10 protein-coding genes are annotated in these 19,797 nt (G+C 47.6%); 1 reads left to right on the top strand and 9 read right to left on the bottom strand.

Annotated features, from left to right (window positions below; genetic code table 11):
* Window positions 1-53: 53 nt before the first annotated feature.
* From ACP26M_RS22655 to ACP26M_RS22635, 5 genes are all read right to left on the bottom strand, one after another.
* The gene (locus ACP26M_RS22655) at window positions 54-1,655 is read right to left on the bottom strand and encodes a glycoside hydrolase family 43 protein (RefSeq protein ID WP_426583518.1); all 1,602 of its coding nucleotides are present in this window, start codon (window positions 1,653-1,655) and stop codon (window positions 54-56) included.
* 107 nt (window positions 1,656-1,762) lie between these two features.
* Window positions 1,763-3,400, bottom strand: coding sequence for an alpha-L-fucosidase (locus ACP26M_RS22650; RefSeq protein WP_426583516.1), 1,638 nt, complete (start codon window positions 3,398-3,400; stop codon window positions 1,763-1,765).
* Window positions 3,401-3,522: 122 nt separating this feature from the next.
* The gene (locus ACP26M_RS22645) at window positions 3,523-5,373 is read right to left on the bottom strand and encodes a beta-L-arabinofuranosidase domain-containing protein (protein ID WP_426583514.1); all 1,851 of its coding nucleotides are present in this window, start codon (window positions 5,371-5,373) and stop codon (window positions 3,523-3,525) included.
* Window positions 5,374-5,665: 292 nt separating this feature from the next.
* Window positions 5,666-7,672, bottom strand: a complete 2,007-nt coding sequence (locus ACP26M_RS22640) for an alginate lyase family protein (protein ID WP_426583512.1) — start codon at window positions 7,670-7,672, stop codon at window positions 5,666-5,668.
* Complete coding sequence (locus tag ACP26M_RS22635; RefSeq protein ID WP_426583510.1) at window positions 7,644-7,880, bottom strand: hypothetical protein; 237 nt, start codon at window positions 7,878-7,880, stop codon at window positions 7,644-7,646. Before ACP26M_RS22635 ends, ACP26M_RS22640 begins: the two co-directional genes overlap by 29 nt.
* 416 nt (window positions 7,881-8,296) lie before the next feature.
* On the opposite strand from ACP26M_RS22635, the gene ACP26M_RS22630 reads away from it, so the two are divergent.
* The gene (locus tag ACP26M_RS22630; RefSeq protein ID WP_426583508.1) at window positions 8,297-10,225 is read left to right on the top strand and encodes a family 43 glycosylhydrolase; all 1,929 of its coding nucleotides are present in this window, start codon (window positions 8,297-8,299) and stop codon (window positions 10,223-10,225) included.
* A 140-nt stretch (window positions 10,226-10,365) separates the two neighbouring features.
* On the opposite strand, the gene ACP26M_RS22625 is transcribed toward ACP26M_RS22630, so the two are convergent.
* From ACP26M_RS22625 to ACP26M_RS22610, 4 genes are all read right to left on the bottom strand, one after another.
* Window positions 10,366-11,430 carry a glycoside hydrolase family 43 protein gene (locus ACP26M_RS22625; RefSeq protein WP_426583506.1) on the bottom strand — a complete coding sequence of 355 codons (1,065 nt, stop codon included), beginning with the start codon at window positions 11,428-11,430 and terminating at the stop codon, window positions 10,366-10,368.
* Between the two features lie 170 nt (window positions 11,431-11,600).
* On the bottom strand, window positions 11,601-14,051 hold the full coding sequence (locus ACP26M_RS22620) for a glycosyl hydrolase family 95 catalytic domain-containing protein (RefSeq protein ID WP_426583504.1): 2,451 nt from the start codon (window positions 14,049-14,051) through the stop codon (window positions 11,601-11,603).
* A gap of 406 nt (window positions 14,052-14,457) precedes the next feature.
* Window positions 14,458-16,377 carry a RagB/SusD family nutrient uptake outer membrane protein gene (locus tag ACP26M_RS22615; protein WP_426583502.1) on the bottom strand — a complete coding sequence of 640 codons (1,920 nt, stop codon included), beginning with the start codon at window positions 16,375-16,377 and terminating at the stop codon, window positions 14,458-14,460.
* Window positions 16,378-16,387: 10 nt separating this feature from the next.
* Entirely contained in the window at window positions 16,388-19,450 is a 3,063-nt protein-coding gene (locus tag ACP26M_RS22610) for a SusC/RagA family TonB-linked outer membrane protein (RefSeq protein WP_426583500.1), read from the bottom strand.
* Window positions 19,451-19,797 lie beyond the last annotated feature (347 nt).

Raw genomic sequence — 19,797 nt, 5'->3', positions numbered from 1 at the left:
CGGATTATGCATGTTATAGGGTCAGTCAGTCTGCACCCTGCTTAGAGCTGTTGTTAATGGGAATATTGATAGTGCAGGTAATCAACATCAATAAAACCGGCATCTTGCAGGTCGTTAAAACTGTAAATGGCCAGCCTGTCGCCCCTGTATGATCCCCATCTTAACTGATAGGTTTCGCCAATGGGTTTAAAATTCCTGCCATCCGTGCTGTAAGTAAAATTACTTTTGCCATCCAGGCCCCACACTGTGCGTAACCAAATGCTATTGCCCTTGATGATGGGGCCGTCGGTTACGGCATTTTCAGTAAAAAACTGCAACTGTTTACCCCGGTTGGTTTGCACTACACCAGCCGCCGCATAATGGGGCGCACCAAAGTGCGATAGCCCGGCGCGCTGGCCGTTAGCCATACCGCTCAGGTCAATTTTAACGGTGGCCGCGTTGGCGTTGGTGCGGTAGCAGCGCTGGGTTATGGTGTTGCCGGCATACAGCAAATCGTTTTTGAGCGGTTTGAAGGCGTGCAGCCTGAGCCAGCCTTTTCGTTGGGTTAAGGACCATTTGCCGGCGCGGGGCTGGTAGTTCCATTCCCACTGTGGTCCGGGCGTGTTGCCGGTAAACTCATCCGAGCTTTGCGGAACATCCCGGCCGGTGCCGGTTACGGGCATGGGGGCCTGCCACACCATTTCGCCAAGGCCCGCTGCATTAGGCTGGCCAATGATAGGCCAGCCATTAGTCCAGGTTACAGGTAACAGGCTCAATATCCGGCCCGACCAATCGCCCGAGCCATGATGGGTCAAAAAGTACCACTTACCGTCAGTCGTCTGCACTAATCCGCCCTGGTTGGGTTCGTTAAATTGCGGCTGACCTTCGCTCAATTGCTGCGGGCCTTCGTAAGGGCCCCGGATATCTTTGGCCCGCTCCATCATAAGCACCCTTACGTTGTTGCGCACCTCGCTGAAAAGGTGGTAATAATAGCCATTAATTTTGTACAGCTTGTTTGCCTCGCTGCCCTGCGACTGGTAGATCACCTTGTCGCTTTCCCGGTCAATCACCGAGCCATCGGCCGACATTTTAAACAGGTGGATTTTATAGTTATCGGCAAACCTGGTGCCTATTAGGTAGCCGTGGCCGTCATCATCCCAAAACGGGCAGCAGTCGTCCCAGCCTTTTTCGCTCAATACATGTTTCAAAGGAGCCCAGGGGCCTTCGGGCCGTGTAGCCGAACTCATAAAATAACCCTCGTCCGGATCTCCGAAGTAGATCCAGAAGCGGTTGTTATGATAGCGTATGGCACCCGCCCAGATCCCACGGCCATAACGGTCCATCCTGGTGTAATTCATAGCCGGCGAAATCACCGAAATATCGTTGACGGCGTGCCCCAGGATGCGCCAGTTCACCAGGTCCTTAGAGTGCAGGATCACAAAACCAGGCGAATATTGAAACGTAGAGGATACGGCATAATAGTCAGCACCCACCCGGATGCAATCTACATCGCTGTAATCACCAGGTAAGACAGGGTTACGGTAAGTACCGTCGGGTTGGTCGCCCCAGTGAGTCCAGCTGCCCCATAGCGGGGCTGCTTGTTTAGGCTGGCAACTGGCTTTATTAAAACAAAGCAGGGCTGAAACAAGGCCAGCAATAATTATTTGGCGAATCATAATGGACAATTATAAGTAGTTGATATATGAAATTAAGACTAGAGTATACCAAGTTGGCAAAGCCTCCTTGATAATAAAAAAATGAACTATTGCATACCGAAATGTTATTAAGCAATAGCTCCATCTATTTTAAACACATATGCAGTATCGCCGGGAATATTTTGCGTCAGATTTATTTTCAAGCCTTCAGCGGTTTGCTCAAAATCCAGCGGGGCATCATTGCCCAGCAAACTCACACGCTGCACTTTAGGTACATTGTTAAGCGCCAGTTTTTTAATAATAGCAGGGTTATTATCAGGCCAGCCTAGCATGGTAGCATATAGAACTTTGTCCTTTTTGACAAACCTAAAATCTGCTGCGCTGAAAGGTTTGCCCTTTCCCTCATTAAAGCCTTGCATGTTCAGTGGCGCTGCATCTTCAATAGCCGGGCCTTCACCAAAGGTGGTCCATGGGCGGGTGTTGTAAATACTCTCGCTGTTGATACTCATCCAGTCGGTAATGCCTTCTACCACGGCGCGTTCTTTAGCATCAATTGTGCCGTTGCCGCGCACCGGAACGTTCAACATAAGGTTGCCATTTTTACTCACTACATCAACCAATGTATGTATGACCGTTTTAGCAGTTTTATAGCCGTTGTTATCGTACAAAGAGCGTTCGTAATGCCAGTTGCCCAGACAGGTATCTGTTTGCCAGGGTTCGGGCTCTATGCTGTTGCTCTGGCCCCGCTCTATATCCCAGGCCATACATTTGCGCTGCTGCTCATTCAGCATTTTTCCAAACAGAACAGCTTCAAGCTTACCGTGGCGTTTGATATTGGTGTTATACATGTGAGCGGCTATGCGAAGCCCGGCATCACTTATTGGCCATAATGGCAACACGGTATCGTCAAAATAGATAACGTCAGGGCCATATTTATCGAGCAACTCGATGGTACGCCGATAGAACTTTTCACAATATGCATTGGACGGCATTGATACGCCATTACCCCAGGTCCACTGTTTATGGATTATGCCGTTATCCTGGCTATTTTCGCTCAGGGGATGATTTTGCGCATACAACTCCTGCGGGTCTTCACCATCCCACCACTTGTCTTTGCCGTCGGCTTTAGTGAGGCTGCCATCGTATGACACTCCGGCCAGCGGGCCGGCCTTGTCGGCACGACGGGCGGTTTCCATCCAGCTCCAGGCATGGGCGGCGTGCACGCTCACGCCGAACCGCAGTCCGTTATTTTTTGCCGCCTTGGCCCATCCGGCGATAATATCTTTTTTGGGGCCCATACGGGCAGAGTTCCATGGTTGATGTTTGCTGTCCCACATGTCAAAATTATCATGGTGATTGGCCATCGCCATAAAATATTTGGCGCCTGCTTTCTTATAAAGCCCCACCAGTTCTTCAGGGTCCCACTGGTCTGCCTTCCATTCATTGATGACATCCTTGAATCCAAATTTTGACGGATGACCATACTTCTGCAGATGGTATTTATTTTTCCGTCCGCCCTCCATATACATTTCCCGTGCATACCAATCACCCTGTTCGGGCTGGCACTGTGGCCCCCAGTGTGCCCACATCCCAAATTTGGCATCGCGGAACCACTCAGGCACCCGGTATTGTGCCAGCGAATCCCAAGTCGGCTTAAACGGACCTGCAGCGTACGGCGCTTTCAACAACCGGCCTGCATAACTTTTGGAAAGGCAGAACGACGACAGCCCTAACGCCATACCTTTAAGTACATTTCTTCTGTTCATTTGATATTCAGATATGTTACAGCGTTAAGACAGCATACTTATTTGTATGCGGGCTAATAACTGAAGTTTAATTTTTATAATTGGCTTGGCAACCTGTGTTGTACGTGAGACATAACGGGTGATCAATAGTTCCTGATTGTTGCGTAAACACCATACGATTGCTGGCTGATGTCGCTTAACGGGCGCAAAACAAATGTCTTTTCTCCGTTCCTCAACCGGAAAGCATTGCCACCCGCGGCAGTTATGTTTTTTAAGATGTCGTCCCTGTGTCCCTTCAGGATAAATTCGGAATCCGTTTCAGCCGCCAGCATAAGCGGGCCATAAAAAATAGCAAAAACGTTTTCATCATCGGGCATTGGCTTCAGGTAAAAATCGTAATGGAATACCAGTCTGATCTTGTCGTTGGTCTTCCATTCCCGCTGCAATGACAGATAAGAACCCGGCGCAGCATTCACCGTTTGCTTCTGATCATTGATGTACACTTCAAATTTTTTTGACCAGTCGGGTATCAGCAGCTTAACGGTAAGCCTGGCTTTTTTCACTTCTTTGAAAGTAAATTCTGCAGCCGGGTCCGCCGGGAAGTTTCCGCTTTGTTCTAAAACAAGTGATCTGGCTTTCCAGTTCAACCGGGAGGGGATATACAAATTTACCCATAAGGTGGAATCGTTGTGGTAATAGATACCGCTGTTCAAGGCTGCGAATGCTTCAACGGATGAGCCGTTACAGCATCGGAAGTCATCGTTTTGCAGAAACTTTTTTGTTTGCGGGGAGCCTAAAGGTAAATGATAAACAACTGTGCCGTTTTGGGCATTTTGAATGGCCATGGTTGAATTGTAAAAGGTATTCATGTAAGCATCCGCGTATTTGGCATCGCCGCTCCAGGAAAACAGCATCGCTGTGAGTTTTTGCGTATTGTGTGATACGCACGACTCGGCGATCTCCTTCGTCATCGTGTTGCTGAGGTGGTCAGGTACGCCCCAGTGTTCAGAGGTTAGCGATGTTGGTGTAACTACGTTCGGGCGCGGGCCGCTGCTTGACCCGTTAGCGTAGGCATGATGAGCGGTCAGCAGATCCCAAAAATTTTGCGCGGCATGCTGATACAGCGTATCTCCGGTAATGATATAGCGTTGCGCAAACCCGTTCACCAGTACGATATGGGTGTTTGCATGAAGACCTGAAAGGATATCCTGGTTGTTTGCCAATGGTTTGAGAAACCAGTCCCTGTCAAAAACCCTGGCCAGAGCCAGGTGCCTGGAGTTATGGGACACCTCGTAAAGCTTATACAATACATCGTTCATACCGCCCGCCTCATTAGACGGATTGGCCTCCGGGGTATAAAGCATTTTGTCAATGGCCTCCGGGCTGAGCTTACTCATTCTTCGGTCAACGTAGGCAGCCATGTCATTCACCATCATGTAGGCTTTCCGGTTGCCCGTGCGGACGCAAACGTCCAGTAGCCCCTGCATAATTTTATGGAGGGTATAATAGGGCGCCCATACGCCTCCGTACTTTTGCTCAAGCGTGTCAAAATCTTTTTCCGGGAACGCGCTCAGGTAGCCATTGCCAAAAGCCTGCTGGCATTTATACAATTCGTTAACCATGTAACTGAGCCGGCGCATTGCTGCCGTATCCTTATCCCTTTCTGCCAGCATCGCAACGGCAGATAAGTAGTGCCCTGTGAAATGTCCCCGGAGGCCAACCCCGGGGGCTTCCCACCCTGATAATGGTTTGGCTGTTGACGGCAGCCCGGCATTTACCCGGAAGTTATGCAGCAGCCTGTCGGGATCAAGAGACAGCAGGTATGCTGTGTTTAACGCTTCCCGTTGTTTTACCCGGGACGGTTTTAATACGACCGCTTCATCCGGGAATGGCGAAATCTTAGTGCTTGCAAGCGGGTAAGTATCGCTCTGGCCGTATGCAAGGCGACCTATTGAACATAGTATAAAAAAAATCAGGGAAAGCTTAGTTTTCATTTTTCCGGTTTAAAATTCTGTAACGTCATAACCAGTTTAAACAAAGTTTATAATTGCACCTCAGTTGCCCCGGCTTATCAAGTCCTGTAAAAATCCGGGCTTTTCGACCGCAGGCACACCAAAATTGATGGTGCAACCAGCAGATATGATCACGGGTTTGTTTGCTCAGGCTAAATGGTTAACGAATTTATGGGTATCAAAAAGAATATTGTTGTTCCAAATAGACTTTTTGTTATATAAACCCGACCTGACGATGTCAGCATTTCCGGTTATACTAATATTTTTTAAAAGGTTATTCTAACCTAACCTGATCAAACCTGACCGTTGTAGATACCGCTTCAAGCCCTGAAAAAACGATTATGCCGGCTTCTGTCAGCGATAGGTTTCGCGCAACAGTCCCGATCAGTTGCCACTCTTTGCCATCCGCGGAATAAAATGCGTTCACCTGGTTTTGCTCCTGAACTAACTTTAGCCAGCAACTGCCCGTCATGCGGTTAAAAGATACTACAGGTTCTTTTATATCGAGCGTCGCTCCTGCCTGTGTTAAACTATCGCCCGGATGAAGCCGTGCCGTACAGGTTACTACCCATTTTGGAGCCTCAAGTTGTTGCGAAACTTCCGGAGAGATCAGCAAATTTACCCCGGTCCCCTTTCCCCTTGCAGACTGCCGGAACGAAATGCCGAAGCCGGTGAACTGCGAAGTCAACTGCGGCTGATAATGAACGGCGAGCGTTTGATAAGGCGCTAATTTGTGATGGACGTAGGTAGCCCGCTCTTCGTTTCCGGTAAATCCCATGCCGGTACCTTCAACAGTAAAACCAGAATCCAATGACCGTGCTTGTCCTTTTTTTGATTTGGGGTCGAGATCGGTAACCGACCATCCTGCGGGCAATCCCGCTGTAACAGCAGCAGGATAGGCGTCCATACTTTTGCCTTTATTATTCACCGCCGATACCGTATACACATACTTGTGCCCCGAGGCTACGTTTTTATCCTGAAACTGTGCATTAGTAACCCTGGTGGAAATTATTTTAAACGTTCCTTTCCCATTGACTGCCCTTTTAACCTGATAAAAAGTGGCTCCCCGTACCGGTACCCACGTCAATTGAATGGACCCATTCTCGGGCACGGCCGTCAATCCCGACGGTGGGCACGGTGTAACCATTGTATAAGGATCAATAGTTTGCAGGCTGCGTGAGTACAATAAAGTACCAAAGCCAATATGGTCTGCACCCGGTGTACCCTGCGGTTCCGGTCGTACCTTTTCAGCAGCTTTCTGCGTAAAAGTGGCCGTTTTATTCGCCCGGTGAACATAGTGATTAAATACCTCTTCATAAACCGCACGCAATTTGCCGCGCCCTTCTGTAGCTATCTGAGCATGCAAATATTTTCCGGTCCGGTCCATTGCGGGCAAATAAGGAACATCCTCCCCCAAATTATATTTCGCGGTGTACTCGAAGCCCCTGAGCAGGCGATCATTGAGTATACCATAAAGGTTTAGTCCCTGTTGCCACGCTATCTCGGCGCAATCGGCAAGATGCGCAATACCTAATTGCGTATGTGACTGGTCTCTTCCGCTTTCCTGGCACTGTCCTTCTTCATTAACAATATAATTGGGCAGGCTGCCGTTGCCTTCGCCGTTTTGATAGTAAACAATCGCGCGTTCAAACATTGGCCGGTCATTGCAGAATACTGCTATGGCCATCATTGTTTTTAGTGCAGCTGAATCCCAGTTGCCGTTAGCAAAAGGTGCAAAATCTTTAATAACCGGATAAATCACTTCTTTAAAGTGCTTCTCAGCCTGCTTAATTTTGACAGTTGGCCAGTTTGAATTGGTATAGCGCAAAATTTCCGCGGCATTAACCATTTTGAACGGTCCAAGACCGGCCATTAATACGGCGTCACGGCCTGTTATGGATTTTAACGTCGATGCCCAGTCATCAATAATTTGTTTTGCTTTTTCTGCATAACGTTGATCGGCTGTTATGGTCCACATGATGGCGTTCTGATAGGCCGCATTGGCGTCAGCATCATAAACACCCTGGCCCACGGTAGGATTTCGGCCAACCATCTCCATTGGCCCCTGCATTTTATAATCAAACTGCGACTGGCGATTATCTTTTAATTCATTATAACCCGTAAAAATAGGCTCAATGCGCATAGCAACGCCGTTTTTTATTCTGGCCAGGTCTTCGCGACTTTGAAGCAGCCCCGGATGGACAAACTGTTGTGCTGTTGAAGTTTGAAAGCAAAGCAACAGCGCTGAAGCATTAATAAGATACCTGACAACTGTTTTCATAAACGTGTCTTAAATAATTAAAATTGAATATTTTTTTAATTCGCCGAAAACTTATACTCACCATATCACCAGTTTTGTAGTAAGCAGGCTTCGCGTTCATACTATCGCTGATGAGTGCGTTGCCAATTTTCAGGCTGCCGAAAACTACTTTGCCGGTAGCGCTGCTGGTATCATCATAACCCTTAAGTGATAAGCCTGGCTCGTGCATAAAACACGGGCAAGAATGATATAAGATGAAAGCACACAGTACAACTCTTAATAGTTTTTTATAAAAAAGGCACATACAGGAAAGACATTTTTTACCTTTTTTTATACTCATTACTATTGCCGCAATGACTTAAAAATGGAACAATAGTCTTGTTTTGATAATTCAGCACCTTTGATCATGTTATCTAAAGTCTAATGACAATATGGATAATCAGCTATTCGATATCTGCGATGAGCGTTATCAATATGGCGATTTTGCACATTCGTTGTACGATTAGTTACATACAGAACATCCGGGCCAACGCTGTAATCATATTTTTAGGTCTTATATTCATTTGTACACTGATGACTTTCAAATCCATTATTTCCCGTTGTTGTTTAATAGTTTTTTGTTCTTTCTTCTGGTATCATGGCGCTATGGCCCAGTTCAATAAGGTAGAAGATATTAAGCCGGCCCCTTACCCCCAGGATGCAGCAACCCTGGTTAGAACTTATGTCAATCCGGTGCTCGCCGGGGACCATCCGGACCCGACACTCTTAAAGGTTGGCGATGACTTTTACATGTGCGGCTCCAGTTTTCATTTCGTCCCTAACTTACCAATTCTTCATTCCAAAGACCTGTTGCATTGGGAGCTCATTTCAAGGGTTGTGCCCGCGGATTGGGATGAGTTAAAGTCCGGGGCGCCTGGTGCCGGCATTTGGCAAGGCGCAATAACCTATTTTTATGGCGTTTATCGTATTTATTTTTCAAACAGCGCAGGGGGCGGGCAATACATGTCAAGCGCCACGAAACCGTCGGGGCCATGGTCTGCGCCTGAAAAAGTTAAAACAACCCCGGATACAGGGCCTATCGGCTACGATAATTCTATTTTCGTAGATGACGACGGTACGCCTTACATGATCATTAAAGCCAGTCAGACAGCTAACCGCATAAAGCAGATCGATCGTTCCGGCCACCTGACAGGCAAATTGATTAACCTGGACTGGATCAATCATGACAAGAAATATAGCTGGGCTGAGGGCCCTGTGATGTGTAAGAGGGAGGGCTGGTATTATTACTTCATGGCTGGTGATGTTACAGGCGGGCAGTATGTACTTCGTTCAAGATCACTTACTGCGGATTCAGCGAAATGGGAGAACCTTGGAAAAATATTCGCATTTTCAAAAGATCCGGATAACAGGTTCAGATCAGTCAATCATATGTCGTCTCCATTTCGGTTAAGTGACGGTACCTGGTGGTGTATCGCTCAAAGTTACGATGCGCCCAAAGGGGATGACTGGAGCGGCCAGGGAAGGCAGGACCTGATTTTGCAGGTTCAGTGGACAGCCGACGGTCGTCCGTTTGTTCCTTATCCCTCAGATATGCCCCTTACACGTCCAAATCTTACAAATAACGGCCTGGCCTGGCGCTTACCGAGGTCGGATGAATTTTCAAGTTCAAATTTGTCGTTGTATTGGCATTTTTTCAACAAGAACGCTGCGCAACAGTATTCAGTCACTGACAATAAAGGCTGGCTTAGGCTTAAGCCGAAAATTGGCAGGACACACATTCTGCAAAAAGAGGCGGGACATTATTATTCGGTCGTTACGCGGGTAAAGCTGAATGCACTGGCATCGGGGCAAGAGGCGGGGATTTACCTTGCTTCCGGCAATGAATCGGTAAACGTGCGTCTTTGTACGGGGTTTGAAGAAGGCAGAAAAATATTCAATTTCGCGATGGGCAGCCAGTCGTTCAGCACAGAAAACAAAATTGGGGAAAGCGTATGGCTGAAGCTGGAGCGAAAAGCGCATGAGCTAACCGGTTACTACAGTTCTGATGGTCTGCAATGGCATCAAATCGGCATGGCCATCAATGCGAGTGAACTGGACAAAGCCCAGCCCAATTTTAATTCGTGGGTAGGTACCAGCCTGGGCCTTTTTGCTGAAGGCGGGGAAGCTGATTTCGATCTTTTCGTTTATAAAGACGGTTATTCGGAGCAGCCTTTAGCAGGTGCCAATAATTATTGGGGCGTTACGTTATCTCAGGTTGATGGCGCTATCTTAAACAACGATGCCGGCGGTTGGGTGATGCTGGGCGGAGTGGATATGGGGAGAGGGGCAAACAAAGCAACCAGTATTTCTTTGACCGCCGCGGCGCTTAGTAACGGCAGCGTTGAAATATGGATCGATGACCTAAACAAAGACGGCAGGAGAATCGCGGTTATGCCGGTTAAAAGTACGGGCTCATTGAATAAATGGTCAGCCATATCTGCAAAGATACCCGCCATTGCCGGTCAGCATGATCTATATGTTAAGATAAAGGGATCTAAGAATGCTTTGGCGATAAGATCATTATTGTTTAAATAAGCTGCCCCCTCCCGAAACTAATTAATTATAAAGGCAGGCGCTCTCCTTGCTTCCCGATTGCGATCCCCGGGCGGAAAAAAGGTAATAAATTAATAAGCTACGGTCTTTAGTTCAATTGAAGACCGTAGCTTATTCTAAATTTATTTTGATTTAAACGGGTCAATCAGGGCAATACTGCCATCTGAACGGTGGTAAAGCGGCGTTACCTTAACATTTCTCAGGTGTGTTTTGCCGGAGACTTCCGTGTCGTGGTAAAACAGGTACCATTTTCCTTTAAACTCCACAATAGAATGGTGCGTGGTCCAGCCCTGCACCGGTTTCAAAAATATTCCTTTATAGCGGAAGGGGCCGAATGGCTTATCACTTGTAGCGTATGCCAGGTAATGCGTGTCGCCTGTAGAGTAGGTGAAATAGTATTTGTCTTTAAATTTATGCATCCAGGGCCCTTCAAAAAAACGCCTGTCATGGTCTTTTCCCAGCAGCGGGCGCCCGCTCTCGTCCAGGATAATAACATCCTTCACCGGCCCCTCAAATTGCTTCATATCCGAACTTAGCCTGACCACTTTACAGCTGAGCGCCGGGGCATCATCGTTCTGAAGGTCGGTTTTGGAACCGTTGGGCTGGTATTTGCCCGTGGCCCATTGCTGTAACTGCCCTCCCCAGATACCGCCAAAATACATATAACTTTGGCCATCCGAATCTGTATATACCGCCGGATCGATACTAAAACTGCCTTCAATTGGCTGTGGTTCGGCTTTAAAAGGCCCGGCGGGATCTTTGGAAGTAGCGACGCCAATATGGAAAACATCTTGTTTATCCTTCACCGGAAAGTAAAGGTAATACACGCCATTTTTGTAAGCACAATCCGGCGCCCATAGCTGCCTTCCTGCCCAGGGGATATTTTTTATATCGAGGGCTACCCCGTGATCGGTTACAGGCCCGTCGATATGATCGAGCGAAAGGATATGATAATCCCTCATCGCGAAGTGATCGCCGCCGCCGTTGTCGGTTACGGCTGTGTCAATGTCATGAGAAGGGTAAATATAAATTTTACCATTGAAAACATGTGCGGAGGGATCTGCGGTATAAATCGATCTGATGAGGGGAGGAGATAAAAAGGTTTGCTTTGTTTGGGCGGCGGCCTGATGTACGGTGAAAATCGCCGCCATGAGTGTGCAGATAAGTTTAAATTGGGTTTGTTTCATCTTTGTTAATATTGTTTTCCAAAGGCAGCAGGCAGGGCATTATACTTCGATGTTTAATTTGACGGGGCTGGATAGCCCGGGTTGTCCGGCATTTTTTTATCATATCGCCGGCCAATTCCCTGTTATATGCTTATAGCGGAATGGCTACTACAACCCATCTTATTAATTACTCAAATAATGCGGTATGTTTTACCTGCCAGGGTTGGAAGATCATATAAATAACTTTTCGGGAGTTTTACGTTTAGATCTTTATCATTTTTTTTGATAATGGGTTGCGCGATGTCGGTGATACGATAGAATCGATTGCTGTTAACACCGTTTGCTTTTTTTAACATCCGGTTGTTCAGCAGTTCGTTAACACGCAGCCGGCAATTCCCGCCAAGGGCCGAATGTATAACGAGCTTTGTTAGGTGACGGCCTGACCATGCCAGGTCTATCTTGAATCCGCCACGGGCCATCAGCCCGTTTACACTGCCTTTATCCCAGTCGTCGGGCATAGCAGGCAGCAGATAGATTGCAGCATCATGGCTTTGCATCAACATTTCGGTGATCCCCGAAGTGCAGCCAAAATTGCCGTCAATCTGAAAGGGGGGATGTGCATCAAATAAATTGGGATATGTGCCGCCGGATCCGCTCATGACCGGTTTTATCTGGTCTTTGATTAGCTTGTAAGCGTGATTGCCATCCAATAACCGGGCCCACAAATTAATCTTCCAGGCCATTGACCAGCCGGTAGATACGTCACCACGGTATACCAATGAATTTTTGGCCGCGGCAAATAATTCCGGATGTATAAAAGGAGAGATCTGGTTTCCCGGGAAAAGTCCGTAAAGGTGAGATACGTGGCGGTGATTGTCGGTTGGCCGGTCAAAGTCGTCCAGCCACTCCTGCAATTGCCCGTACCGGCCCACCTGCATTGGCGGCAATTTTTCGCGCAGCGCTTTCAGCGAATCGGCAAATGTTTTGTCCGTATTCAGGTCTGCCGCAGCATGTATAACATCTGTAAATAAGCCATATACCAATTGGTTATCCATCGTGGTCCCGGCAGCAACCGACACCTCATGGCTCCCGGTTATGTATTCGTGCTCGGGCGAAACGGACGGGCTTACGACGAGCCAGCCATGATCCGGTTCTTTTTGCAGCACATCAACGAAATAAGTAGCGGCACCTCTCATTACCGGGTAATATTGCTTCAGAAATTTTTTATCTCCTGTGAAAAGATAATGCTCCCACAGATGCTGGCACAGCCAGGCATTTGCGGTTGGCCATAAGCCCCAGAATGCACCATCCACTATACCGGTAATCCGCCAGATGTCTGTATTATGATGAAGCATCCAGCCCCTCGCCCCGTACATCTGCCTGGCTGTTGCCTTACCGGTTACGGAAACATCTTTGATGAGGTTAAATAAAGGCGTGCTGAGCTCAGACAGCTGGGTGGCCTCCGCCGGCCAATAGTTCATTTCAGTATTGATATTGACGGTATACTTACTATCCCACGGGCCTTTCAGTTCCCCGTTCCATATGCCCTGGAGGTTGGCCGGTTGTGATCCCGGTTGTGACGAACAGATCAGCAGGTAACGCCCGAATTGAAAATACAGTTCGGCCAGTTGGGCGTCGTTGTTACCTGCAAAATTTTGTATCCGCACATCCGTGGGCAGCTTGATCACGTTTGTCATGCCCAGGTCCAGTTTTATCCGGTTAAAGTACGATTGATAAAACCTGATATTAGATTGGCGCAGGGTATTAAACGATTTGGTACAGGCGGCCTGCATATCGTTGCGGGCCCGCCCAGGCGCGTTTCCTGACAGGTCATGATAGTTGATGAAATTAGTGCCGATGGACAGATAAATAGTCGCCGTGTCCGCATGAGCGATGGTCATCCCGGAAGTATCCGTTTGTATAGTACCGCCATGATTTTTTACACGGGCGATCATATTAAACCTAACCTGGCCTTTTTGATTTTCGTGATCGCTGCTTTTACCTGAAAGAACGATTTCCTGGTTAGCTGCGGTAAGCTCTTGTACAAGCGGGCTCTGGAGCCTTACCTTGCAATTGATCATTCCCGGTTTATCAGCACTCAGCCGTACCAGTAACACATGTTCTTTGAAAGAGGTAAAGTATTCCCGCTTATACTGAACACCTCCCGAGCTGTAACGTACTGTGGCTGTGGCATGTTCAATATCCAGGTCGCGGTAATAATTGCTAACGTCCGTTTGGCCGGGAAAATTGATATACAAATTTCCGGCGAGTTGATAGGGCATGCCGCTGTTGCCCTTCGGGCCGAGATATTTATTGGCAGCCGCCTGCGCCTCCAGGTATTTTTTTTGAGCCAAAAGCACGCGTACTTCTTCAATATGAGGCTTAGCGGCCGAATCAATGTTATTGTTGGGGGCGCCTCCCCAGATGGTAGATTCGTTGAGCTGGACGCGTTCCTGCTGTACGCCGCCAAAAACCATTCCGCCTATAAAACCATTCCCTATCGGCAGGGCCTCATTCCAGGTGGTCGCGGGCCTGGTGTACCATAACTTATAACGCAGATCCCGAAGAGCGGATTGACTGTTTTGGCCCCAGGCGACGGCGCAAAAAAGGCCTGCAATTATTGCTAAAAATGTCTTTTTCAATTTTATCAGTTTAGTTATGACAGGGGTATACAAGCCCGTGCCGGTTTGCAAGTCAGTTATTGGGTTATAGCGCAAGTCACTTTTTTAAGTATGGCTGCTTTTTTCTTACAATATATTGACTATTAGCCTTATGAACAATATTTTATCCCCGGATTAATTATCCCGATTGATTTTCGGACGAGTTCCGTTTTAAAGAAAACAGGGTTCGCCGAATAGGCCTGCGCAATACAATTGCGCACATGTTAAACCGGAAAGCTGCCTTAAGCCGTATAAATCGCCGCTCAAACACGAGAAAGGTCATTGTATAATTTATGCAAATGCTGTGCGCTAAGCATTACCGACCGGAAGAAATTAAGAGGCTGTTCACAATTGAACAGCCTCGTTAAAAAATCATTATTTCTCCAGCTTAGTAGCCCGGATTCTGGTAGGCAGCCTTATCAGCAGCGCTCATAACCAATGCATCTATCTGCCCCTGCGGAATAGGGCGAAGATAGAGATGCGAGTCGATGGAACGTGTAACTTTAACCGGCGTGTGGTCTCCAAAGGTGGTTCCTGCAATTGTAAAGGAAGCAGCAAGTTCCCCCCACTTTTGCGTGCGTACCAGATCGAACCAGCGACCGCCTTCTGCATAAAATTCCCGGGAACGCTCCGCTAATACATAGTTCATGTCGATAATTGCGGGAGTAGCCGCCGTCATAACCTGGCTATCGTCTTCAATCTTTACCACATTACCATTATTATTGAAACGCCACTTTCCTGCGCGTGCCCGCAGCACGTTAACGAGTTCACGTGCGGATTTTCCTGGTTTAACAGTGGCGCCTTTAACTGCCGCCTCCGCTGCGATCAGGTATAGCTCCGAAAATTTTGCGATTGGATAAGGACGCGTACTACTGGCATTTGGCTGTCCCAAACCTGTGCCGTTATCTGTACGATAAGGCCCCAGTTTCCAGAGTCCCGGATAAATTATCCGGCTTATATCGCCAGGGTTGACCACCCAATCTGATCTCCCAGGCAGTAGTCCGGCACCAACATTCCCGTTTCCTTTGGCATACACTACGTTCGGATCGTCATTATCCAGGAACGAGAGTATCGCGCCCCCCTGTGCAACGGGCAAGCCGTTGGCATTGGCTAAGGTCTGGGCCGTATTTCCGCCCTTTTGCCAGTTTCCGCGGTATACGGTTGTGAAAGTTCCGTCATATCGTGAATCATTCACTTTATCAGCGAAAGTGTTTTTCAGTACTTCAACAGTAGGGGCCATACGAACCCAGGGCCGGCCCAAATGTTGATCTGCCTCACGCAGAACAGAGTTCACCCCGCCACTGATTATATTCGGATAGTTCCAGGTCATCATCCAGCCGGCAAAGTTATCCGGAGCGCCGCCGCTTCCGTAGGTCAAACTCGAACCGTTATATTTTTCACTGCTTTGAGTATGGTCTGCATAAAGCACCATTTCGCTGTTACGGTCGTTTGTGCCAACATTCACATCGTAAAATGTTGGCTGTAATTTGAACGAGCCCGGATTATCAATTGCGGTGGTGGCTATATCGTAGGCGTTTTGAAAATACCACGCAGCATCGTGTCCATTGGGATCTGTCCGGTTACTTGCGGGGTAGGTCGGGATACTATTGGGATTTTGCAACCACCATGCATAAGTTAAATAGGCCTTAGACAGGAAAAGACGAGCTGCCGTTTTGGTCAGTCCGCCGGTTACCCGGCCGGTTTCCGGCAGATCATTGATCGCCTGCAGCAGATCCGGGAAAATCGCCTTTGTATAAACTTCGGGCACGGTATTACGCACTGACGTCCTTGAAGGCGTGATATTAAATTTCAACGCTCCCGAACCCAGATCAAGCGGTACGCCGCCGTAGGACTGCACCAGCAAAAAATAATCAAATGCCCTGAAGAAGCGGGCCTCAGCAATCAGAGCGCTGGAAATCCCTACGGCACTGGCGTTTTCGATTACGCCGCTGGCAGTGTTGATGTCTGTAAAAGACTCGCCCCATATGATACTGGTAGGATAACTGGTTGAAGATATGATGCCCACGCCTGAGCAATCCAGGTCTTTGAAGTTTCCGTCGGCGCTCTGGCCCCATGTAGCTTCATCGGTACCGGTAACACCCGAATTATAATAATAAGCCTGCCCGTAAATATTACGCAGGTGCGCGTACATGGCTGTTAATCCACCATTTACACCCTGTACCGTTTTAAAATATTCCGGGGTGAAGGAGGAACGCGGTTGTTCATCAAGCACTTTTTTACATCCCGTAGATAAGACCGTTAGCAAAAGCGTGGATTTTATGACGCTTTTTATCTTTAAAGTTTTCATGTTGATAATGTTAAAATGTCAAATTCAATCCAAGTACATAGTTCGTGGTCGAAGGGGCGTTGCTGCCGACTGTCAGGAATCTTCTTAGACTGTTTGACAGGGGCACCGCTGCGTTTTCATTACCATAAGAGTTTGGTTCAGGATCCATCCCGGATTCTTTGTGGTAAGGGGAGAAAAATACAAATGGATTTTGCACGGTGAAGTAAGTGCGCAGGCGCATGTTCGCGTGCTTTGAGAGCAGCTTGCTGAAATCATAGCCAAGTGTCATTGTCCGGATTTTGAGATAGGATGCATCAAAGTAACCGAGCGTACTGCCATATTTCGGATTATCGCCACTCAGGATACCGCCTGGTTTCGGATATTTTGCTCCTGTGTTATCCGGCGTCCAGTAATCTTCCTGAACGTTATTACTGCGGCCTGTCATCAGGTTCAGATAGCCACCTGAGCCGTACAGGCTACTGATGAGCGTGCCCCCTTTCTTAAAGGCACCTACAACACTAAAATCAAAGCCTTTATATGCCACACGCGTATTAAAGCCGCCTTCGAATTTAGGATCAACATCAATGATCTGACGATCGGCGGCCCCGATAGCCCTTGTTGGCTGACCGTTGGCGTCATAAGTACCGGTATACAACACTTTGATCATGCCCACATTTCCGCCCGGTTCGAGGGTGCTCAGGTAAGGGTCGCCAGACTGCCACAATCCTATTTTCTTGTAATCGTATATGGCGTTTATATTATGGCCTACGAACCAGGCGTTGCCCTCATCACGTGTCTGACCTGAAGCAAGTGCCACAAGTTTATTCCTGTTTCCATAGATATTAATACCCAAATCCCAGGTAAACCCGTTTTTATTGATGAGCGTACCATTTAAACTTAGCTCAAGCCCTTTGTTCTGAGTCCGCCCAACGTTTGCTGTATAGCTTCCAACCCCCGCGGTTGGAGGCAGTCCTACGCTCAATAAGATATCATTTGTATTTGTAACATAATATTCAACGGTACCTGATAAACGATGTTTAAACAAAGAAAAGTCTATTCCATAGTTCCATGTCTTGGAATATTCCCAACCTAAAGTTGGACTTGGAAGCTGTGTTACATAATAGCCCGTTGCATAGTTTGTGTCGCCGAAATTATACTGACGCGTACCCAAAGTACCTAATGTCTGATAAGCGTTTACTGCCTGGTTCGAGGTTTGCCCAAAGCCTGCACGCAGTTTCAGATTATCTATGACCGAAATGCCTTTCATGAAAGACTCGTTCATGATATTCCAGCCTGCTGAAACCGCAGGGTAAGTGTGCCATTTATGCCCTGGAGCTAACCGGGAAGAGGCATCCGAGCGAACGGTGGCAGACAGCAGGAAGCGGTCATCGTATGAATACATCACACGACCCATATAGGACATCAGGCCGCTCTGGCTGTAGTTGCCGTTGCCGATCGTGATCTCGCCGGTTGCTGCACCCAAATTATAAAACTGGAAAGCATCAGCTGGAATATCTTTGGCCGACATGCTGGAAGAATTGTACCTGGTTTGCTCGGTAGAATACAGGGCTACGACATTTATGTTATGCTTTTGGGCGAAAGTATGGTCGTAGGTGAGCAAATTTTCAACTGCCCAGTGATATTGGGCTGAGTTGCTTACGCCCGCTGTTGACGGCGTTGTAGGCGTGGCACTGCCAATCCCAACTCCGGTATAGTTGCCGTTGTTGCTTTGCACGTAATCCAGACCAAGGTTTACCCTGTATTTCAGGCCTTCTACCCACGGAATTTTTACTTCGCCATAAACGGAGTTGTATGTGGCGTAATTTCTTGTTTCGTTGAGCCATTGATCGTGGAGGTTATTGATGATGCCTTTGGTCAAAACGAAACTTTCAGACAGTGGCGTTTTAACCGTTCTTTTCAGGCTTCCGTCCGCATTATAGGGATTGGCAAGGGGCGAAAGTCCCAAAACACTGCCAACGCCAACCTGGCTGCCTTCCGTAAGGTTATAGTTATTGTTAGTGGTAAAGCCAACTTTAACGTATTTGCCTACATTCTGGTCCACTGATCCTCTCATGGAGTAGCGGGTATATTGCTGCGTGGGAATAAGGCCCTGATTTTTATAATAGCCGCCGCCGAAATTATATGTACCCGTTTGGCTGCCTCCGGAAACACCTACGTCATTACTGAAAACCATACCGCTTCTGTAAAAAAGCTTCTGCCAGTCGGTATTAACATCGTCCGCTTCGTCTACGGCGTTGGTATACAGGCCTGCCGCTTTACGTAGTTTTAAAAATTCGGGACCGGTCATCATCGGGTATCTGGCGAAAAGTTTTTGCTCCCCATAATAGGCGTTATAGGTAATTTTAGCGGCTCCTCCCACCTGGCCCCTATTCGTGGTAATAAGTACAACGCCGTTTGCTCCCCTCGAGCCGTAAATAGCTGTGGCGGAAGCGTCCTTGAGAATATCGATACTTTTAACGTCGTTAGGGTTAATATCACCAAGAGAGCCGGTAAAAGGGATACCGTCAAGTACGATCAAAGGATCATTGCTTGCAGTAAGCGACCGTTGGCCCCTGATCAGGATCTGCATCGTTGCACCTGGTTTTGTAGAAGTTTGAGAGACCTCTACGCCGGGCAACCTGCCTTGTATGGCCTGGCTGATATTAGGCGCGGGAATATCACGGATCCGTTCGCCGCTGATCGACGCGACTGAACCTGTTACAGCTTCCCGCCTTTGGCTACCATAGCCGATAACGATCACATCGTTAAGGCTGTTACTGCTTTGGCTAAGACGAATGGATAAATGTGTTTGCCCGTTAATCTGGATTTCCTGGTCGGCATAACCAATAAAAGTCACAATAAGCGCCTTCTCGGTTGTAGGGACAGTTATGGTGAAATTGCCGGCAACATCGGTAACAGATGTTGCTTTAGCTGTTTTGGCCCTAACGGTAGCGCCCGGTAAAGGCAGGCCCTTCTCATCGACTACGGTACCGTTTATTTTCCTGCCTTGCCCAAATGCTGTAAGGCTGGAAAGCAAAACCGCCAGCAGCAGCAAGAAAGGTTTCTTTTGAATAGTTTGTAATGATTTTTTCATAATTCAGGTTTAAAAAAATTGAAGTTTTTGTGCCATGGAGCAATTCGCCCAGGTTTGAGTTTAATATGCTTCCCGTCCGGGCCCCTAATCAGGTTTTTCATTTTATAGTTTGTTAAATCACAACGATAACTTTATTATGACCAGCTTCGCAATCGATTGCGAAATTGATGGTGACATAATGCGGACCTTAATCCGGACGATATCAAATAAATCAGAATGTTTTTTTTAGTTTATAAATTGTATATGGCGGCAGGAATGCCCCCATTGCTATGCCGAAGATCATCGCTTTAAAGTGATTAGGGTAGGACAAATCGCAAAATTCGTGTTACATTTGTTCAACGATGCCA

Origin of the sequence: Mucilaginibacter sp. R-33 (genome assembly GCF_049949235.1) — a bacterium.
Classification (GTDB): domain Bacteria; phylum Bacteroidota; class Bacteroidia; order Sphingobacteriales; family Sphingobacteriaceae; genus Mucilaginibacter.
This window is presented reverse-complemented; position numbering and strand designations above follow the sequence as displayed.

Coding starts and splice junctions, on each gene's coding strand:
- ACP26M_RS22655 (WP_426583518.1), bottom strand. CDS start 1,655: ATGATTCGCCAAATAATTATTGCTGGCCTTGTTTCAGCCCTGCTTTGT.
- ACP26M_RS22650 (WP_426583516.1), bottom strand. CDS start 3,400: ATGAACAGAAGAAATGTACTTAAAGGTATGGCGTTAGGGCTGTCGTCG.
- ACP26M_RS22645 (WP_426583514.1), bottom strand. CDS start 5,373: ATGAAAACTAAGCTTTCCCTGATTTTTTTTATACTATGTTCAATAGGT.
- ACP26M_RS22640 (WP_426583512.1), bottom strand. CDS start 7,672: ATGAAAACAGTTGTCAGGTATCTTATTAATGCTTCAGCGCTGTTGCTT.
- ACP26M_RS22635 (WP_426583510.1), bottom strand. CDS start 7,880: ATGCACGAGCCAGGCTTATCACTTAAGGGTTATGATGATACCAGCAGC.
- ACP26M_RS22630 (WP_426583508.1), top strand. CDS start 8,297: ATGGCCCAGTTCAATAAGGTAGAAGATATTAAGCCGGCCCCTTACCCC.
- ACP26M_RS22625 (WP_426583506.1), bottom strand. CDS start 11,430: ATGAAACAAACCCAATTTAAACTTATCTGCACACTCATGGCGGCGATT.
- ACP26M_RS22615 (WP_426583502.1), bottom strand. CDS start 16,377: ATGAAAACTTTAAAGATAAAAAGCGTCATAAAATCCACGCTTTTGCTA.
- ACP26M_RS22610 (WP_426583500.1), bottom strand. CDS start 19,450: ATGAAAAAATCATTACAAACTATTCAAAAGAAACCTTTCTTGCTGCTG.